Raw genomic sequence first — 15744 nt, forward strand, 5'->3', positions numbered from 1 at the left:
CATGGCTAAAGAACAAGAAGTAGATATCCTCCAGATGCATGACCTGCGTCCGGCACCGGGTGCGAAAAAAGCCCGCACACGTGTCGGCCGCGGCGAAGGCTCAAAGGGCAAGACCTCCGGGCGCGGTACCAAGGGTACAAAGGCGCGTTATCAGGTGCGCCCAGGTTTTGAAGGCGGCCAGCTTCCGCTGTACATGCGCCTTCCCAAGCTGCGCGGCTTCAGGAACCCTTTCAAGGTAGAGTTCCAGGTCGTTAATCTTGATAAAGTTGCTGAGCTTTTCCCCAAGGGCGGCGAAGTTACTGTCGAGGCACTTGTTGAAAAAGGCGCAGTGCGCAGGAACCGTCCGGTGAAGGTTCTCGGAACCGGCGATATCAGCGCTGCCTATACATTCAAGGGTGTCAGAGCTTCCTCATCCGCTGTGAAGAAAATCGAAGCAGCCGGCGGTTCTGTTGAAGCTGAATAAGATATTTCGCAGAAATATGCCGGAATTCTTGCTGTATATCATATAAGCAGGAGTATTGGCCCTCTCAATGCCTATGTTGTTGAGAGGGTCTTATGTTTTTTGTATAATGTGCAACTAGTGTGTTTGTGAAAAGCTGTAGAAAGCAGTAGCTAAGAGGAGGCCAAGTGAGAACTCTCATTCGGGCATTAAAAACTAGGGAATTACGCAATAAGATCCTTTTCGTGATCTTCCTGATCATCATATTCCGTATAGGCTCCTCCATACCTACCCCAGGCGTTGACTATACAGCAGTAAGGGCCTGCACCACCCTGCAGCAGGCTAACCCGACCGAGAATTTTGTAGGGCTCGTCAACCTTTTCTCGGGCGGCGCCCTGCTCCAGCTGTCTATTTTTGCGCTGGGCATTATGCCGTATATTACGGCGTCAATAGTTATCCAGCTGCTGCGCGTAGTTATACCGCGTTTTGAAGAGCTTCATAAGGAGGGGCAGTCAGGGGAGGCAAAGCTTACTGAATATACGCGGTACCTGACTATCGGGCTTGCTGTACTGCAGTCCACGACTATCCTGGTCACAGCACGCTCCGGGCAGCTGTTCGCCGGCCGCTGCAGCCGCCAGGTGATCCCGGACGGGTCTATCGGCAACCTCAGCATGATGGTCCTTATTATGACCGGTGCAACAGGCCTTATTATGTGGATGGCGGAGCTTATTACCGATAAAGGGATCGGCAACGGCATGTCCATCCTGATCTTTACGTCTATCTGCTCCAGCTTCCTGCCGCAGCTGTGGAACGTCGGCATCAAGGGGCAGTGGGTACAGTTCGGCATTGTTGTAGCCGTTATCATCTTTATCCTTATTTTTGTAGATTACGTTGAACTTATGCAGCGCCGTATCCCGGTACAGTACACGCGGCGTATGATCGGGCGGAAAATGTACGGCGGCACGTCCACCTATCTGCCTATCAAAGTGAATATGGCAGGTGTTATCCCGCCGATTTTCGCTTCCTCGATTTTGGCTCTCCCGACGCTGGTAGCCCAGTTCTTTGACCCGAAGTCAAAGTGGGTCATGTGGATCAATTCCAATTTCGCCAACACCACGAGTACCTGGTATATTGCCCTTTACTCGCTGATGATCATATTCTTTACTTTCTTCTATACCGGCATTATTTTCAATACGGATGAGACTGCTGACAATATGAAGGAATACGGCGGGTTCATCCCCGGTATCCGCGCAGGCAGGGCCACATCCCAGTATCTGAAGTATGTGGTAGACAGATTGAACACGGTAGGCGCATTCTATCTGCTGTTCGTCTGCCTGGTCCCGACAGTGCTGATCATGGCACTCCAGCTGAATTCCAGGCTTCCGTTCGGAGGTACAACCATCCTGATTATCGCCGGTGTCGGCCTTGATACACTCCGCCAGGCGGCTGCCCAGACAGAGCAGTTCCAGTATGAAGGGTTCCTGCTTAAAGCGGATGAAGAAAGTGCAAAAGCTGAACTGAACGATTAAGATGGAACAGGAAAGTGGTTTTGGCTGCATGCTGAAACCGCTTTTGTCAATATGCCGTGCTGGGCATAACAGATGGGCGCGGCGGAAGTCCGCAGTGCACAGCAGTGCCATACCAGTACCGCACAGGAATGAAAGGAAAAATATGCGTCTTCTTATCATGGGCCCCCAGGGCGTCGGGAAAGGCACCCAGGCGGCTTTGCTCTCGGAACACTACAATATCCCGGCTGTTTCAACGGGGGATATTTTCCGCTATAATCTTAAAAACCAGACTGAGCTGGGCAGGCAGGCACAGCTTTATATCGACAAGGGTGAACTTGTCCCCGATGAGGTGACCAATTCCATTATCAAAGACCGGCTGGCCCAGGATGATGCTTCCCATGGGTGGATCCTCGACGGATATCCGCGTAATGCTGCCCAGGTGGAAGCCCTTGATTCTATCCTTTCCGAGCTGGGGATCACCCTTGACAGGGTCATTGCCCTTAACGCCGATCATGATGCCCTTATGGGGCGTATGCTGAAGCGCGCCGAGATCGAAGGCCGTGCAGATGATACCCCTGAGGTTATCGCAAAAAGGCTTGATATATATGCCAGGGAAACAGAACCGCTGCTGGATATCTACCGCCAGCGCGGGCTCCTGCTCACAGTTGACGGCGTGGGCGAGATCAGCGGCATCAGCAGGGATATCATAACCGAGCTTGATAAATAGCGGCCATCCTTCCTGCCCCTTCTGTACGGTCCGTGATATATTGGAACCGGATATTTTACAGTAACAGTAAACCAGGATTGGAGCTAAGATGGGAGCTGTCAGCCGCAGGCGGTTAGGGAAAGCAGCACTTGTTGCACTGGCCGCATCTGTAATAGTCACACTGGTCGGGTGTATCTTCCTTTTTGTGCGCGCAAGAAGCGCCAGCGCCTCAAACAGCGATATGACCTATACCAATATGGATTATACGGCGCATATACAGTCGAACGGCGATCTGAAAGTCACCGAGTATGTGACCGTCAAACTCAAGGACCGCGGGAGGACCTGGCGGCAGCTGTTCCAGCACTTCACATTAGACAGCACCCAGGCTAATGATATTACTGATATATCGGTAAGCAGCGTTACCGATAACAAGGTATACAGTGAGAAATCCTATTCAGATACTGATACGAACCGGATCAGCACCGTAACGTGGGACAGTGAGGCTGCAAACTCGTGGTATATCGCAAAAACTACCTCCGGCGGGACCCCCTACGGTGATTACCATTCGTCTGAAGATGCTCCTGCTGTAAGCGCACCGGGCTCCACCCCGCTGACCACGGAAGTAGAACTGGGTTGGAATATACCGGTCACCACAAGCGGGGAATACACATATAAGCTGGAGATGACGTTCAAAAACGCAGTTTCCCAGTACAAGGATGCGGCAAAATTCCAGTGGTCAGTTATCGATGATAAGAACTCCCTTCCCGTGAAGCATGTGCAGGGGCATTTCTATTTCCCGGAGGGGACGGCGAAGTCATGGGCGTGGTACCATTTTGAAGGCAAATCGGCAAAACATCGGGGTGAAGACAATTCCCTGGTCTTTACTGCAGAGAATGTACATCCATACCAGTACCTGGATATCGTGGCTATGTACCAGAACCCTCATACTGAATGCCGGCGCGTATCTGACAGCAGCACCGTCCGGCAGACTATCTCCAGGGAAACTAATTCTGAGAACAGATATAACGAGAACAGGCGGCGTGAAGCTGTCCTGACGCTTGTTATGCTTGGGGCTGCGGCTGTGCTGGCAGTTTTCCTCTCACTCGCCTGTGTTATTGCAGCTTTCATTACGTTCCGCAAAAACAGGTATACGCCGACAGGGGATTATTACCGTGATCTGCCCCCTGTAAGCCCGTCCCTGGCAGCCCGTATTTATGATGACCTTGCAGACTATACGGGAGAATCGGCCAAAGGCAAGACCCGTAGCCGCCAGGTCTCAGCCCTGATGCTGTCCCTGGTATCGAAGAAGGCTATTGCGGTATACCCCGGGGCTCCTTCAGCGTACGCAAACCTGGATCTGGGCACGGCATCGAATGCAGATATTGCGCAGGCATTCGCAGGGAATGAAAAGTCGGCGGCCAAAGGAACATTTACTTTCCATCTGCTGCCGGCTGCAACGGATCCGGACAGCACAGCGTGGGCAAGCCTTAACCTGAGCAAAACAGAAAATGCCCTTTTGAAAATACTGTATAAGGCATCTAAAAAGCTGCGCACTGATACTTTTTCCAGCGGCGAGCTGAAGGCTGCCATCAGTGCCCATGATGTTGATAACGGTACGCTCAGGCGGTTCAATTCTTCGCTGACTTCGGAGTATGCATCCGCACGGATCAAAAGTACAGGAGGCACGGCTGGCCTTGCTGCGCTGTGCATAATACTCGGCCTGGCCGGGTTCATTGAGATATTCGTCCTGTCACAGCTTTTCGCTCCATTTGCTTACTATGTTGTCGCAGGGATGGTCTCGCTGTTTTTCGCTGTTTTCGCATATCAGTACGGGAATATCAGGAAACCCACCCAGAAAGGGGAGGGATATCTCAGGCAGATCGAAGGGCTGCGGAATTATCTGCGCGATTTCAGCAATTTCAAGGACCGTTCGGTTGAAGATATGGTCCTGTGGGACAGGTATCTCGTCTATGCTGCTGCTTTCGGCATGACTGAGGCAGTGCTCAGGCAGCTGCGCGATGAGATCAGCGCTTTCACCTCTTCCGGGCAGCTTTCTGACGCTGCGGCTATGGACGCGATATCTACCCGGTGGCTCTGGATGCCGGGGTATGCATGGTACGGATACTACGGCGGCGGATCTTCCGGCACAATGTTTGGGGGCCAGGGCGCGCCCGATATGTCAGGGTTCGCTAATGATCTGGGGTCAGCAGGTTTCGGCGGCCTCGGCGATTTTGCTTCTGCGTTCGGCGACAGCCTCGGCAGCGTAGGGGATACGATCTCGGATGCTATCCAGACTATTGACAGCACATCAGGATCAGGGTCTTCCGGATTCGGGTCAGGCGGCTGGTCCTCAGGAGGGTTCTCCGGCGGAGGCGGATTCGGAGGCGGCGGAGGCGGCGGAGGCGGCGGTTCCTTCGGCGGCCGCTGACCGGATAGCAGGTGTGCTGTACTATAGGTAAATATAATCCGACTCATTGAAAGGTAATAGGTGTGATAATGAGTACAGGCTTAATTATTGGGATTGTAGTGGTGGTTATTGTGGTCGCCATTATCCTGTGGGCAATAAGCGGCTACAATAACCTTGTTGCCCTGCGCAACCGTGTAAAGAATGGCTGGGCCCAGATTGACGTCCAGCTTAAGCAGCGGGCGGATCTGATCCCTAATCTTGTTGCAACTGTCCAGGGATATGCTTCACATGAATCTTCAGTTTTTGAAGAGGTGACCAGGGCGCGGGCGGGCGTGCGCGATGCCGTGGCCAGCGGCAATGTCAACCAGCGCGCAGCTGCAGAGACTGCGCTTGGCCGTGCTATTGTCAATGTCCTCGCAACTGCTGAAAATTATCCGGAGCTTAAGGCGAATCAGAATTTCCTTGACCTGCAGAACAAGCTTTCCGAGCTTGAGCAGAAGATTGCTTATGCCCGCCAGTTCTATAATGATGTTGTTATGAAGTACAATACACGGCTGGAAGTTTTCCCGTCCAATATTATTGCCGGGATGTTCCATTTTGAGAAGGCCGACAGCTTCTCCGTTACTGAGGCCAGGGACCGTGAAGTGCCGCAGGTCAGCTTCAATACCGGCAGCACACCGGATGCCTCCGATACCCCTGGCGCAGGGGATCCCCCTGCAGCTGCAGCTCCGGATGGTACTCCCTCAGCTCCTGCCGCCCCCTCGCCCTCGGCGCAGTAATAGCAGATAATCGGAGCCTGGCATCCCCGGCTTGGGCACAGCGGCGAATCGCAGTAACATGCAGTTCGTCGCTTTATTATGTTATTATACTTGTTTGGTGTGTTTTCATATAGGGAACGCATAGTAATTCATAACGAGGAAAACGAGATATATGGCGAAAAATGATGTGATTGAGGTTGAAGGCCGGGTCATTGAGGCTCTGCCGAATGCTATGTTCCGTGTGGAACTTGAGAACAAGCACATCGTACTGGCTACTATTTCCGGAAAGATGCGCAAGAATTATATCCGCATCCTTCCGCAGGATCGTGTGGTGCTGGAAATGAGCCCTTACGACCTGACTCGTGGACGTATTACGTACCGATACAAGTAATTTATTACGCATGTACGCAGTACACAGGTAATACAAGAAAAAGGAAAGCCATGAAGGTTAGTCCAAGTGTAAAGCGGATCTGCGAGAAATGCCGCGTTATCCGCCGCCACGGCCGCGTCATGGTGATCTGTGAAAACCCGCGTCATAAGCAGCGTCAGGGCTAGCAGACACAGCGGCACAGTAAGGCACCTGGCCACAGCAGAAGCTGAACCCTAAGTACGGAGACTTAGGCCGCATATGCGGACGGTTAGGTGCACGATCTCCGTAGGAACAGAAGGAATCGCAATGGCACGTCTTGCCGGAGTCGACATCCCCAATGAGAAGCGCATCGAAGTGGCACTCACCTATATTTTCGGTGTAGGGCGTACTCGTGCAAAAGAGACACTCGAGGCGACTGGTGTTTCACCAGATATCCGCGTCAAAGATCTGACTGACGAGCAGCTCATTCAGCTTCGTGATTACCTTGAAGGCAATTACAAGATTGAGGGTGACCTGCGTCGTGAAATCGATGCAGATATTCGTCGTAAGATACAGATCAACTGCTATCAAGGTATCCGCCACCGCAGGCATCTGCCTGTACGCGGCCAGCGTACAAAAACAAATGCGCGTACCCGTAAAGGTCCAAAGCGCACAGTTGCAGGTAAGAAGAAGGCTGCTTAAGCAGGAGCTTAAGAGCCGGCAGTTTATAGAAAACTATAACTGACGTAATCGCTAAAGGAAACGAGGGTTAATGGCAGCTACAAAGCAAGCCTCGCGCAAACCCCGCCGCAAGGACCGCAAGTCGGTACCTGTTGGCCAGGCGCATATTAAATCAACATTTAACAATACGATCATCTCTATCACCGATCCGTCCGGTGCAGTTGTATCCTGGGCATCCGGCGGTGATGTAGGTTTCAAGGGCTCGCGTAAGTCTACGCCTTACGCAGCGGGTATGGCTGCAGAAGCGGCAGCCCGTAAGGCACAGGAACATGGCGTCAAGAAGGTTGACGTTTTCGTTAAGGGACCGGGTTCAGGCCGTGAAACCGCGATCCGTTCCCTGCAGTCTGCAGGTCTGGAGGTCGGTTCCATTACTGACCGTACACCTCAGGCATTCAATGGCGTTCGCCCTCCGAAGCGTCGCCGCGTCTGAAGCACTAAGACGTAGAAATACCATCCAACCCGCATTGATTGGTACGTGCACAGCCAATCTAGCTGAAAGGATATAACGTGCTTATTGCACAGCGTCCGTCACTTACTGAGGAACAAATTACCCCGCAGCGTTCACGCTTTACGATTGAGCCGCTGGAGCCGGGCTTTGGGTACACACTGGGTAACTCATTGCGCCGTACCCTTTTGAGCTCTATCCCTGGGGCAGCAGTGACATCAGTCCGTCTTACCGGGGCACTCCACGAGTTTACAACTCTGCCGGGTGTCAAAGAAGACGTTACTGAAATTCTTTTGAATATTAAAGAACTGGTACTCACCTCTGAATACGACGAACCAGTCGTTATGTATCTCCGCAAAAGCGGCGAGGGCGAAGCGACAGCGGCAGATATTACGCCTCCTGCAGGCGTAGTGATTGCAAACCCTGACCTTCACATTGCAACCCTTGCTGAAGACGGCGAACTTGAGGTTGAGTTCACAGTGGAGCGTGGCCGCGGATACGTGCCCGCTCAGATGAATAAGCAGGAAAACGATGAGATTGGCCGTATCCCGGTTGATTCCATTTATTCCCCCGTGCTTAAGGTGAGCTATAAGGTAGAGGCTACCCGTGTGGAGCAGCGTACCGATTTTGACAGGCTCATCGTGGATGTAGAGACGAAGCCGGCCATCACACCCCGTGATGCTGTCGCTTCTGCCGGTTCTACGCTCGTTGAGCTGTTCGGGCTGTTCCATGAGCTTAATAACCAGGCTGAGGGTGTTGAAATCGGTGCGGCACCGGTGGTTGAAGAGGCTGATCCTCAGATGGAGGTCCCTATTGAGGACCTTAACCTCACTCAGCGCTCTTATAACTGCCTGAAGCGTGAAGGCATCCACACCATTGGCGAACTGGTCAAACGTTCCGAACAGGATCTGCTTGACATCCGCAATTTCGGTCAGAAGTCTATTGACGAGGTCAAAGACAAGCTTACCAGTATGGGGCTTTCTTTGAAGCAGTCGCCGTTGGGGCTTGACCAGATAGATCTTAACGACGGCAATTTCTTCAGCCCTGAAGATATCTGAACCCGTAAGATCATTAATGTAAGAACCGAGCAGATGTTCGGGCTGATGCCCACCTGCCTCGGAAAGGAGAATTATGCCACAACCAAAGAAAGGGCCGCGCCTGGCTTCAAGCCCGGCACATGAACGCCTGATGCTGGCAAACATGGCTACAAGCCTGTATGAACACGGCCAGATTAAAACTACCCTGCCGAAGGCAAAGCGTTTGCGTCCGCTTGCGGAACGCCTTATCACCTTCGCCAAGCGTGGTGATCTGAATTCGCGCCGCCGTGTGCTTCGCATTGTCCGCAATAAATCAGTGGTCCACAAGCTGTTCACTGAGATCGCCCAGCAGATGGAGCAGCGTGAAGGCGGTTACACCCGCATCATTAAGATTGCTCCGCGCCAGGGAGACTCAGCCCCGATGGCTGTTATTGAGCTTGTTACAGAGTCGGTATCCGCCAGGAAAGCTGCGGTGAAGGAAGCTGAAGCGGCTGCAAAGTCTGCTGCGAAGCTCCCTGAGGACACTGGGGAAGCTGACAAAGCCAAGGAAGGGCCTGAGGCCGGAGCTGAAACTTCTGCAGCAGAAAAGGCAGATGCCAAGGTGTCCGATAAAACCGCCGAGGCTGCAGGCACAAAGCCGGCGGCTAAGAAGCCCGCTGCTAAAAAGGCTGATAAAGCTGACGATGCAGCTAAGAAGGAAACTTCTGCCGAAAAACCGTCTGCCGCGAAACCTGCGGCCAAAAAGGCAGCTTCCGCGAAGAAGCCTGCTGCAAAACCTGCGGCTAAAAAGGATACGGAAAAATCTGATGCTGGCAGCGAGGCTGATAAGAAGGACAATAAATAAATCCCTTCTCTGGCCGGATGCCATAAAACCGGTTTAGAACAAAAGCCCGGGATCAATACCCCGGGTTTTTGTTATATATACCCGGGAGCCAGGCTGCGCTGTATTCCCGGGATTCTCGGACGCATATGGAAAGATATGGGGTATGAGACTGCGGATAGATTGTGCATATGACGGTACCGATTTTCATGGGTGGGCGAAACAGCGGGGCCAGCGCACTGTGCAGGGGGAACTGGAAACAGCTGTCAATACAGTGCTCCATCTGGACAGGGCGGGGCAGCCGGGTATCGGGCTTACCGTTGCAGGGCGGACAGATGCCGGGGTGCATGCATCCGGGCAGGTATGCCACTGTGATATTGATGATGATATCCTTGGCCGTGCTGTTGGGCATCTGGACCGCAGCCTGTACGCACCGTGGGATGCACTCGCATACCGTCTGCAGGGGATACTTCCGCCTGATATCGCGGTCAGGAAAATATCTCCCGCCCCCGAAGGCTTTGATGCGCGGTTTTCTGCCTCCGACCGCGTATATGTATACCGTGTGGCAGACAGCGCGTCCCGGTATGACCCCCGGATGCGGAAGTTCGTCCTGCCGATCCGCTGCAGGCTTGACAGCAAGAAAATGAATAAAGCAATGGGATATGCTGTCGGCCTGCATGATTTCGGCTCTTTCGCTTCACCGAACCCGGGCGGCACAACTATCCGGGAAGTCAAATTTGCCGTGTGGCAGCGTATAAAACCTGCCGTCCTGGCGGATTCCGTATACCATGGAGAGGCCCGGCCGGGCCTGACACGGGCTGTCGGCTCAGAGCCGGAGGGCAAGGGCGCAGAAGGCACAGAGGAGGCGGCCAGCGCGTATGCCGTTACGGCGGTGGAATCCGGTTTGCTTGAATTTACCGTTATTGCCGATGCTTTTGCGCGGAATATGGTCCGTTCGCTGGTCAATGCCAGCATCCAGATAGGGATGGGCAAAAAGGATACGGCATGGTTCAGGCAGAAACTTGCCCATCCTGTGCGTGAAGGGGCGACCGGCCCTGCCCCCGCTTGCGGCCTCACCCTTGAACGGGTGAACTATCCGGCGGAAAACCTGCTGAAGGCAAGGGCTGATGCGGTCCGGGCCAGGCGCACGCTGGCCTGAATGATGCCGGAGGCAGTACACAGCACGTTTTATGATATGCGGGAGGAAAGTATAGGGCAATAGTGCCGGCATAACAGCTCATGCGCTATAGATGCAGTACAGGCGGTCCATTCAGGACAGGGCAGGTTATATGAACAGCAGCAGTGTTCTCAGTGCGCGCACTATATCTAAAGAGTTCAACGCACATTATGCAGTTTCCGGGATGGATCTGGATATCGTCCCGGGGCGCATCCTTGGGCTTCTTGGCCCTAATGGGGCTGGTAAAAGCACAACCTTGCGCATGATGTGCGGACTGATAGCCCCCACCTCGGGGACGGTAGCATTCAAAGGGAAACCCCTTGACAAATGGGGGAGCAGCCTGTATTCACATCTGTCATGCGTACTTGAAGATTCATCTTTGACATATATGTTCCTCAGCGGCTGGGATAACCTGTACTACCAGGGCGCTTTGTACGGTTTCTCGCATAAGGAAGTGAAAGGGCGGTCCGTCAGCCTTATGGATTCCCTGAAACTGACAGAGCATATGGATAAGCCTGTAGGCGACTGGTCGCGCGGGACCCAGCAGAAACTGGCGCTGGTCACTGCCATGATCCCGCAGCCTGAGGTGCTTATCCTTGATGAACCTACACTTGGGCTGGACGTAGTCGCCAAGCGCGATTTCCTGAGGGCTGTCAGGCAGCTGGCCCAGCATGGTGTGGGGATCATTATTGCTTCGCACCAGTCTGAGGTGATAGAAGACCTCGCTGATGATATTGTCCTGATTTCACAAGGCACAGTAAGATGGTCGGGGGACTATCAGGAATTTATCCGTACCCACAGCCCTTCTGGGGTATCCGGCGGCAGCGGGGGAGCCGGGGGACGGACGCTTGAACAGATACTCCTGGATATTTTTGACAATGATGGCAATATCAATGACATGGAAGGGGAGGACGGAAGATAATGCGTAAATTCGCGCTGCTGCATATCCCCATGGGCCTGAACTGGAGCAGTGCCGGGCTGATAATCATTATTTTATGCGGTCTGTTCGGTTTCACCCTTATTGCTGCGGCCCTCACTGTGGTCTATACGAGGACGCAGGCGTATTCGGACCTGTTTACGTATGTGCTGATGTTCCTGTCGGGGATAGTGGTGCCGCTGGATGCCCTGCCTGCACCGGTAATTTGGATAGGGCGCGTACTGCCGCTCCAGTATGGCTACCAGCTTGTGCAGGAATCATTCTCATCCGGCATATCTGCTGCACAGTGGCTGGCTGCTGCCGCTCAGAGTGCTGCCTATATACTTATCGGATATGCCCTGTTTACCGTTATTATCCGGCACGGCAGAAAAACAGGGATCAATATGCGGTACTGACATTCCGGGGACCAGTGAAGTTGTGAGGGTGTGGCATAATAGTATGTCGTGCCGTGCAGCCGTTGGGGCTGCGGCAGTATATGGATGATTGTCCGAGCGGTCGAAGGAGCACGACTCGAAATCGTGTGAGGCTCAATACCTCCGAGAGTTCGAATCTCTCATCATCCGCACGTACGCTGTGGGCCGCGGCATCAGCCGGGGTCCACAGCAGTGTTTATATATAGCCAGGGTTATGCTGCCCTCTTTTCCCCGGAGCATAAAATACCGCGGGAGCTTGACTGGTCTGCATGCTCTGCTAGTATTGTTATGTTTTGAGAAGTGTCATATTGCGGGCACTCTCGCTTACGCCCGCGATGAAGTATATAGCGGCTCGTCGCCTGCGTTTGCAAATAGGTAATCAGAAATACAGTAAACGAAGGAATATCCTTGGCTGCGAAGAAGAAACAAAGTGCTGCGGCTCCTTTTGCCCATGCCGATGAGCATGATATTGAGCTCCGTAAAGCAACTGATCGCATTAATTTTGGATCTATCCGCGAACCTATCTCTGTCCCCGACCTCCTGGGGGTGCAGACGAACAGTTTCGACTGGCTGGTAGGCAATGAGCGCTGGAAGAAATGTGTTGAAGAAGATGAGAAAAACGGTACGTATACCGTTGGGCATATCTCCGGCCTGCAGGAAGTTTTCGATGAGATTTCCCCGGTCGAAAACTTTGCCCAGACTATGTCCTTGACTTTCTCTGACCCCTATTTTGAAGAGCCGCGCCACACTGTCCAGGAATGCCGCGAAAAAGATCAGACGTATTCCGCCCCGCTGTATGTGAATGCGGAATTCACGAATTATGATACTGGCGAGATCAAGTCACAGACCGTTTTTATGGGTGATTTCCCGCTGATGACCAAGCACGGCACCTTTATTATCGGTGGGACCGAGCGCGTTATCGTATCCCAGCTGGTACGTTCCCCGGGTGTTTACTTTGGCCGTACCCCTGACAGGACATCGGATAAGGAAGTTTTCGATGCGAAGATTATCCCGAGCCGCGGCGCATGGCTCGAGTTCGAGATAGACAAGCGTGATGTGCTCGGCGTCCGTATTGACCGCAAGCGCAAGCAGTCTGCTGTAGTCTTCCTTCAGGCTATAGGCATGACCCGCAGTGAGATCGCCGAGGCTTTCAAAGATTATCCGCTGGTCATGGAGGCACTGTCCAAGGAGCCTGAGATCACACAGGACCAGGCCCTGACTGAGCTTTACCGCCGTATCCGCCCGGGGGACACAGCTACCCCTGAAGCCGGGCGTAATCTTCTGGAGTCCTTCTATTTCAACAACAAGCGTTATGATCTGGCCCGCGTTGGGCGGTACAAGATCAACCGCAAGCTTGGACTTGACACTGATTATCAGAACCGCAGCCTTACCCGCGAAGATATCCTTGCAACGATGAAATATCTCGTGACCCTGCATGACGGGAAGGATACTTTCCCCGGGCGGCGTGACGGCAAGGATATCGAGCTTGCTGTAGATACGGATGATATTGATAATTTCGGCAACCGCCGTATCCGCCAGGTGGGCGAGCTGATCCAGACACAGCTGCGTACGGGCCTGTCCCGTATGGAACGTGTAGCCCGCGAGCGTATGACGACCCAGGACCCTGAGGCGATAACCCCCCAGTCCCTTCTGAATATCCGCCCGGTAGCTGCAACTATCAAAGAGTTCTTCGGAACATCCCAGCTGTCGCAGTTCCTTGACCAGAACAACCCGCTGGCGAGCGTGACCAACAAGCGCCGCCTGTCCGCCCTCGGCCCCGGCGGTTTGTCGCGTGACCGCGCGTCTATGGAAGTGCGCGATGTCCATCCTTCCCATTTCGGGCGTATGTGCCCTATCGAATCCCCTGAAGGCCCGAATATCGGCCTTATCGGATGCCTGTCTACATTTGCGCGCATCAATCCGTTCGGTTTCATTGAGACCCCGTACCGTAAGGTCGAAAACGGGCATGTCACGAATGATGTCGTCTATATGACTGCTGACCAGGAGCATGGGCATGTTATTGCCCAGGCTAACCAGGAACTTGACGCCAACGGCGATTTCCTTACCAAGAATGCGCTTGTCCGCGACGATGACGCTGAAGCAGAAGATGTGCCTGTAAACCAGGTCGATTATATGGACGTCTCGCCGCGCCAGATGGTATCCGTAGGGTCTTCGCTGATCCCGTTCCTTGAGCATGATGAAGGGCACCGCGCCCTGATGGGTGCCAACATGCAGCGCCAGGCCGTCCCGCTGGTGAAATCCGAGCGCCCGCTTGTCGGTACAGGCGGCGAATGGAGCGCAGCGGTAGATTCAGGCGATGTTGTTATCGCTGATAAGGACGGCGTAGTTACCTATGTAGCAGCTGACCTTGTCCGCACTATGAATGATGACGGTACCACATCAAGCTACAAGCTGACCAAGTTCCAGCGTTCAAACCAGATGACCTGCTACAACCAGGTACCGCTGGTTGCTAAGGGTGAGCGCGTGGAGAAAGGCTCTGTGCTTGCTGACGGCCCTGCTACTGACCAGGGTGAGATGGCGCTGGGCAAGAACCTCCTCGTTGCTTTTATGCCGTGGAACGGTTATAACTACGAAGATGCTGTGATCATCTCGCAGCGTCTGGTACGCGATGATACGCTGAGCTCGATCCATATTGAAGAGTTCGAGATCGATGCCCGCGAAACCAAGCTTGGTGCTGAAGAGATCACCCGCGACCTTCCCAACGTTTCTGAGGATGCGGTTGCTAACCTTGACGAGCGCGGGATCATCAGGATCGGCGCTGAAGTCGAGGCCGGCGATATTCTCGTAGGCAAAGTAACGCCTAAGGGCGAGACCGAGCTTACCCCTGAAGAGCGCCTGCTGCGTGCAATCTTTGGCGAGAAGAGCCGCGAAGTTCGCGATACCTCCCTGAGGGTGCCTCATGGTGAACGCGGTACTGTGATCTCCATTAAAGAGATTACCAAGGAAGAAGCCGAGGAGGAAGGCGATGAGCTGCCGACCGGCGTCAACCAGATGATCCGCGTTTATGTTGCGCAGCACCGTAAGATCACCCAGGGCGATAAACTCTCCGGGCGGCACGGGAATAAAGGTGTTATCTCCCGCATACTCCCTGAAGAAGATATGCCGTTCCTGGCGGACGGCACCCCTATTGACATTATGCTCAATCCGCTTGGTGTGCCGAGCCGAATGAACCTGGGCCAGGTGCTTGAACTCCATCTTGGATGGATCGCGCATTCCGGCTGGGATATTAGTATTGATCCGGATCTGGAAGCTGAATGGAAGAAGCATATACCCGCCGGCGCTGAAAAGGGCGGGCCTAACAGCCATGTGGCAACACCTGTTTTCGACGGTGTGCGTACAGATGCCATGCACGGCCTTCTCCACACGACGCTCCCGGACCGTGACGGCAACTATCTTGTTGGCGATGACGGCAAGGCACAGCTGTTTGACGGCCGTACAGGCGAACCTTTCCCGAAGCCTATTTCGGTGGGCTATATGTATATGCTCAAACTGCATCACCTTGTTGATGACAAGATTCATGCACGGTCCACAGGCCCGTACTCCATGATCACTCAGCAGCCGCTGGGCGGTAAAGCCCAGTTCGGCGGCCAGCGTTTCGGCGAAATGGAAGTGTGGGCGCTTGAGGCATACGGTGCGGCATATACCCTGCATGAGATGATGACCACCAAGTCCGATGATGTTGATGGCCGCGTACGCGCATATGGTTCTATTGTCAAGGGGGATAACCTCCCTCCGGCCGGGATACCTGAATCCTTCAAAGTTTTGCTTAAGGAAATGCAGTCCCTGTCCCTGAATGTTGAAGTACTGAATGCCGAAGGGCAGGTAATCGACATGAAGGAGGAAGATGACGATCCTCAATCTGAAACTGACGACCTCGGTTTCAATATCGGTGCCCGTCCGGATGCCTCCATGGCAGCGAATGACACTGTTGAAGCCGGTGAACCCGCAGGTGCAGGCTTCTGAGCCTGCCCGGCAATTTGTAAGAA

Annotated in this window: 14 protein-coding genes, 1 tRNA gene and 1 pseudogene; all 16 read left to right on the forward strand. The window is 53.6% G+C overall.

Annotation, left to right across the window (positions count from 1 at the left end):
- The first annotated feature begins 1 nt into the window (after position 1).
- The 16 genes and pseudogenes from rplO to rpoB all read left to right on the forward strand — a co-directional run bounded on the left by rplO (position 2) and on the right by rpoB (position 15721).
- Complete coding sequence (rplO, locus tag ABKA16_RS00830) at positions 2-463, forward strand: 50S ribosomal protein L15 (RefSeq protein WP_380999676.1); 462 nt, start codon at positions 2-4, stop codon at positions 461-463.
- A gap of 164 nt (positions 464-627) precedes the next feature.
- The gene (secY, locus tag ABKA16_RS00835) at positions 628-1968 is read left to right on the forward strand and encodes a preprotein translocase subunit SecY (RefSeq protein WP_380999674.1); all 1341 of its coding nucleotides are present in this window, start codon (positions 628-630) and stop codon (positions 1966-1968) included.
- Between the two features lie 142 nt (positions 1969-2110).
- Positions 2111-2674, forward strand: a complete 564-nt coding sequence (locus tag ABKA16_RS00840; protein ID WP_380999672.1) for an adenylate kinase — start codon at positions 2111-2113, stop codon at positions 2672-2674.
- 88 nt (positions 2675-2762) lie between these two features.
- Positions 2763-5081, forward strand: coding sequence for a DUF2207 family protein (locus ABKA16_RS00845; RefSeq protein WP_380999671.1), 2319 nt, complete (start codon positions 2763-2765; stop codon positions 5079-5081).
- A 68-nt stretch (positions 5082-5149) separates the two neighbouring features.
- Entirely contained in the window at positions 5150-5839 is a 690-nt protein-coding gene (locus ABKA16_RS00850; protein WP_007147689.1) for a LemA family protein, read from the forward strand.
- A gap of 151 nt (positions 5840-5990) precedes the next feature.
- Positions 5991-6209 (forward strand): translation initiation factor IF-1, encoded by a 219-nt coding sequence (gene infA / locus ABKA16_RS00855; protein WP_007147688.1) that lies wholly within the window; start codon positions 5991-5993, stop codon positions 6207-6209.
- Between the two features lie 50 nt (positions 6210-6259).
- Positions 6260-6373, forward strand: coding sequence for a 50S ribosomal protein L36 (rpmJ, locus tag ABKA16_RS00860; RefSeq protein WP_006291230.1), 114 nt, complete (start codon positions 6260-6262; stop codon positions 6371-6373).
- A 121-nt stretch (positions 6374-6494) separates the two neighbouring features.
- Entirely contained in the window at positions 6495-6869 is a 375-nt protein-coding gene (gene rpsM, locus ABKA16_RS00865; RefSeq protein ID WP_007147687.1) for a 30S ribosomal protein S13, read from the forward strand.
- A 70-nt stretch (positions 6870-6939) separates the two neighbouring features.
- The gene (gene rpsK / locus ABKA16_RS00870; protein ID WP_007147686.1) at positions 6940-7338 is read left to right on the forward strand and encodes a 30S ribosomal protein S11; all 399 of its coding nucleotides are present in this window, start codon (positions 6940-6942) and stop codon (positions 7336-7338) included.
- Positions 7339-7415: 77 nt separating this feature from the next.
- Entirely contained in the window at positions 7416-8411 is a 996-nt protein-coding gene (locus ABKA16_RS00875; RefSeq protein ID WP_007147685.1) for a DNA-directed RNA polymerase subunit alpha, read from the forward strand.
- 73 nt (positions 8412-8484) lie between these two features.
- Positions 8485-8928: pseudogene (rplQ, locus tag ABKA16_RS00880) on the forward strand (50S ribosomal protein L17); the annotation flags it as partial.
- A gap of 448 nt (positions 8929-9376) precedes the next feature.
- Positions 9377-10369, forward strand: a complete 993-nt coding sequence (locus tag ABKA16_RS00885; RefSeq protein ID WP_007147683.1) for a tRNA pseudouridine synthase A — start codon at positions 9377-9379, stop codon at positions 10367-10369.
- Between the two features lie 130 nt (positions 10370-10499).
- Positions 10500-11309: an ABC transporter ATP-binding protein gene (locus ABKA16_RS00890; protein WP_007147682.1), complete on the forward strand. Its 810-nt coding sequence runs from the start codon at positions 10500-10502 to the stop codon at positions 11307-11309.
- Positions 11309-11719 carry an ABC transporter permease gene (locus ABKA16_RS00895; RefSeq protein ID WP_380999668.1) on the forward strand — a complete coding sequence of 137 codons (411 nt, stop codon included), beginning with the start codon at positions 11309-11311 and terminating at the stop codon, positions 11717-11719. The genes ABKA16_RS00890 and ABKA16_RS00895 overlap by 1 nt, the downstream gene beginning before the upstream one ends.
- Before the next feature lie 82 nt (positions 11720-11801).
- Positions 11802-11887, forward strand: a tRNA-Ser gene (locus ABKA16_RS00900).
- A gap of 258 nt (positions 11888-12145) precedes the next feature.
- On the forward strand, positions 12146-15721 hold the full coding sequence (rpoB, locus tag ABKA16_RS00905; RefSeq protein ID WP_380999667.1) for a DNA-directed RNA polymerase subunit beta: 3576 nt from the start codon (positions 12146-12148) through the stop codon (positions 15719-15721).
- Positions 15722-15744: the final 23 nt, after the last annotated feature.

This window comes from Scardovia wiggsiae, from assembly GCF_051045985.1.
GTDB lineage: Bacteria > Actinomycetota > Actinomycetes > Actinomycetales > Bifidobacteriaceae > Scardovia > Scardovia wiggsiae.

What these genes read in the sequence shown, in the direction of transcription:
- rplO (WP_380999676.1), top strand. Translation starts at nt 2, where the DNA reads ATGGCTAAAGAACAAGAAGTAGATATCCTCCAGATGCATGACCTGCGT.
- ABKA16_RS00840 (WP_380999672.1), top strand. Translation starts at nt 2,111, where the DNA reads ATGCGTCTTCTTATCATGGGCCCCCAGGGCGTCGGGAAAGGCACCCAG.
- ABKA16_RS00845 (WP_380999671.1), top strand. Translation starts at nt 2,763, where the DNA reads ATGGGAGCTGTCAGCCGCAGGCGGTTAGGGAAAGCAGCACTTGTTGCA.
- ABKA16_RS00850 (WP_007147689.1), top strand. Translation starts at nt 5,150, where the DNA reads ATGAGTACAGGCTTAATTATTGGGATTGTAGTGGTGGTTATTGTGGTC.
- infA (WP_007147688.1), top strand. Translation starts at nt 5,991, where the DNA reads ATGGCGAAAAATGATGTGATTGAGGTTGAAGGCCGGGTCATTGAGGCT.
- rpmJ (WP_006291230.1), top strand. Translation starts at nt 6,260, where the DNA reads ATGAAGGTTAGTCCAAGTGTAAAGCGGATCTGCGAGAAATGCCGCGTT.
- rpsM (WP_007147687.1), top strand. Translation starts at nt 6,495, where the DNA reads ATGGCACGTCTTGCCGGAGTCGACATCCCCAATGAGAAGCGCATCGAA.
- rpsK (WP_007147686.1), top strand. Translation starts at nt 6,940, where the DNA reads ATGGCAGCTACAAAGCAAGCCTCGCGCAAACCCCGCCGCAAGGACCGC.
- ABKA16_RS00885 (WP_007147683.1), top strand. Translation starts at nt 9,377, where the DNA reads ATGAGACTGCGGATAGATTGTGCATATGACGGTACCGATTTTCATGGG.
- ABKA16_RS00890 (WP_007147682.1), top strand. Translation starts at nt 10,500, where the DNA reads ATGAACAGCAGCAGTGTTCTCAGTGCGCGCACTATATCTAAAGAGTTC.
- ABKA16_RS00895 (WP_380999668.1), top strand. Translation starts at nt 11,309, where the DNA reads ATGCGTAAATTCGCGCTGCTGCATATCCCCATGGGCCTGAACTGGAGC.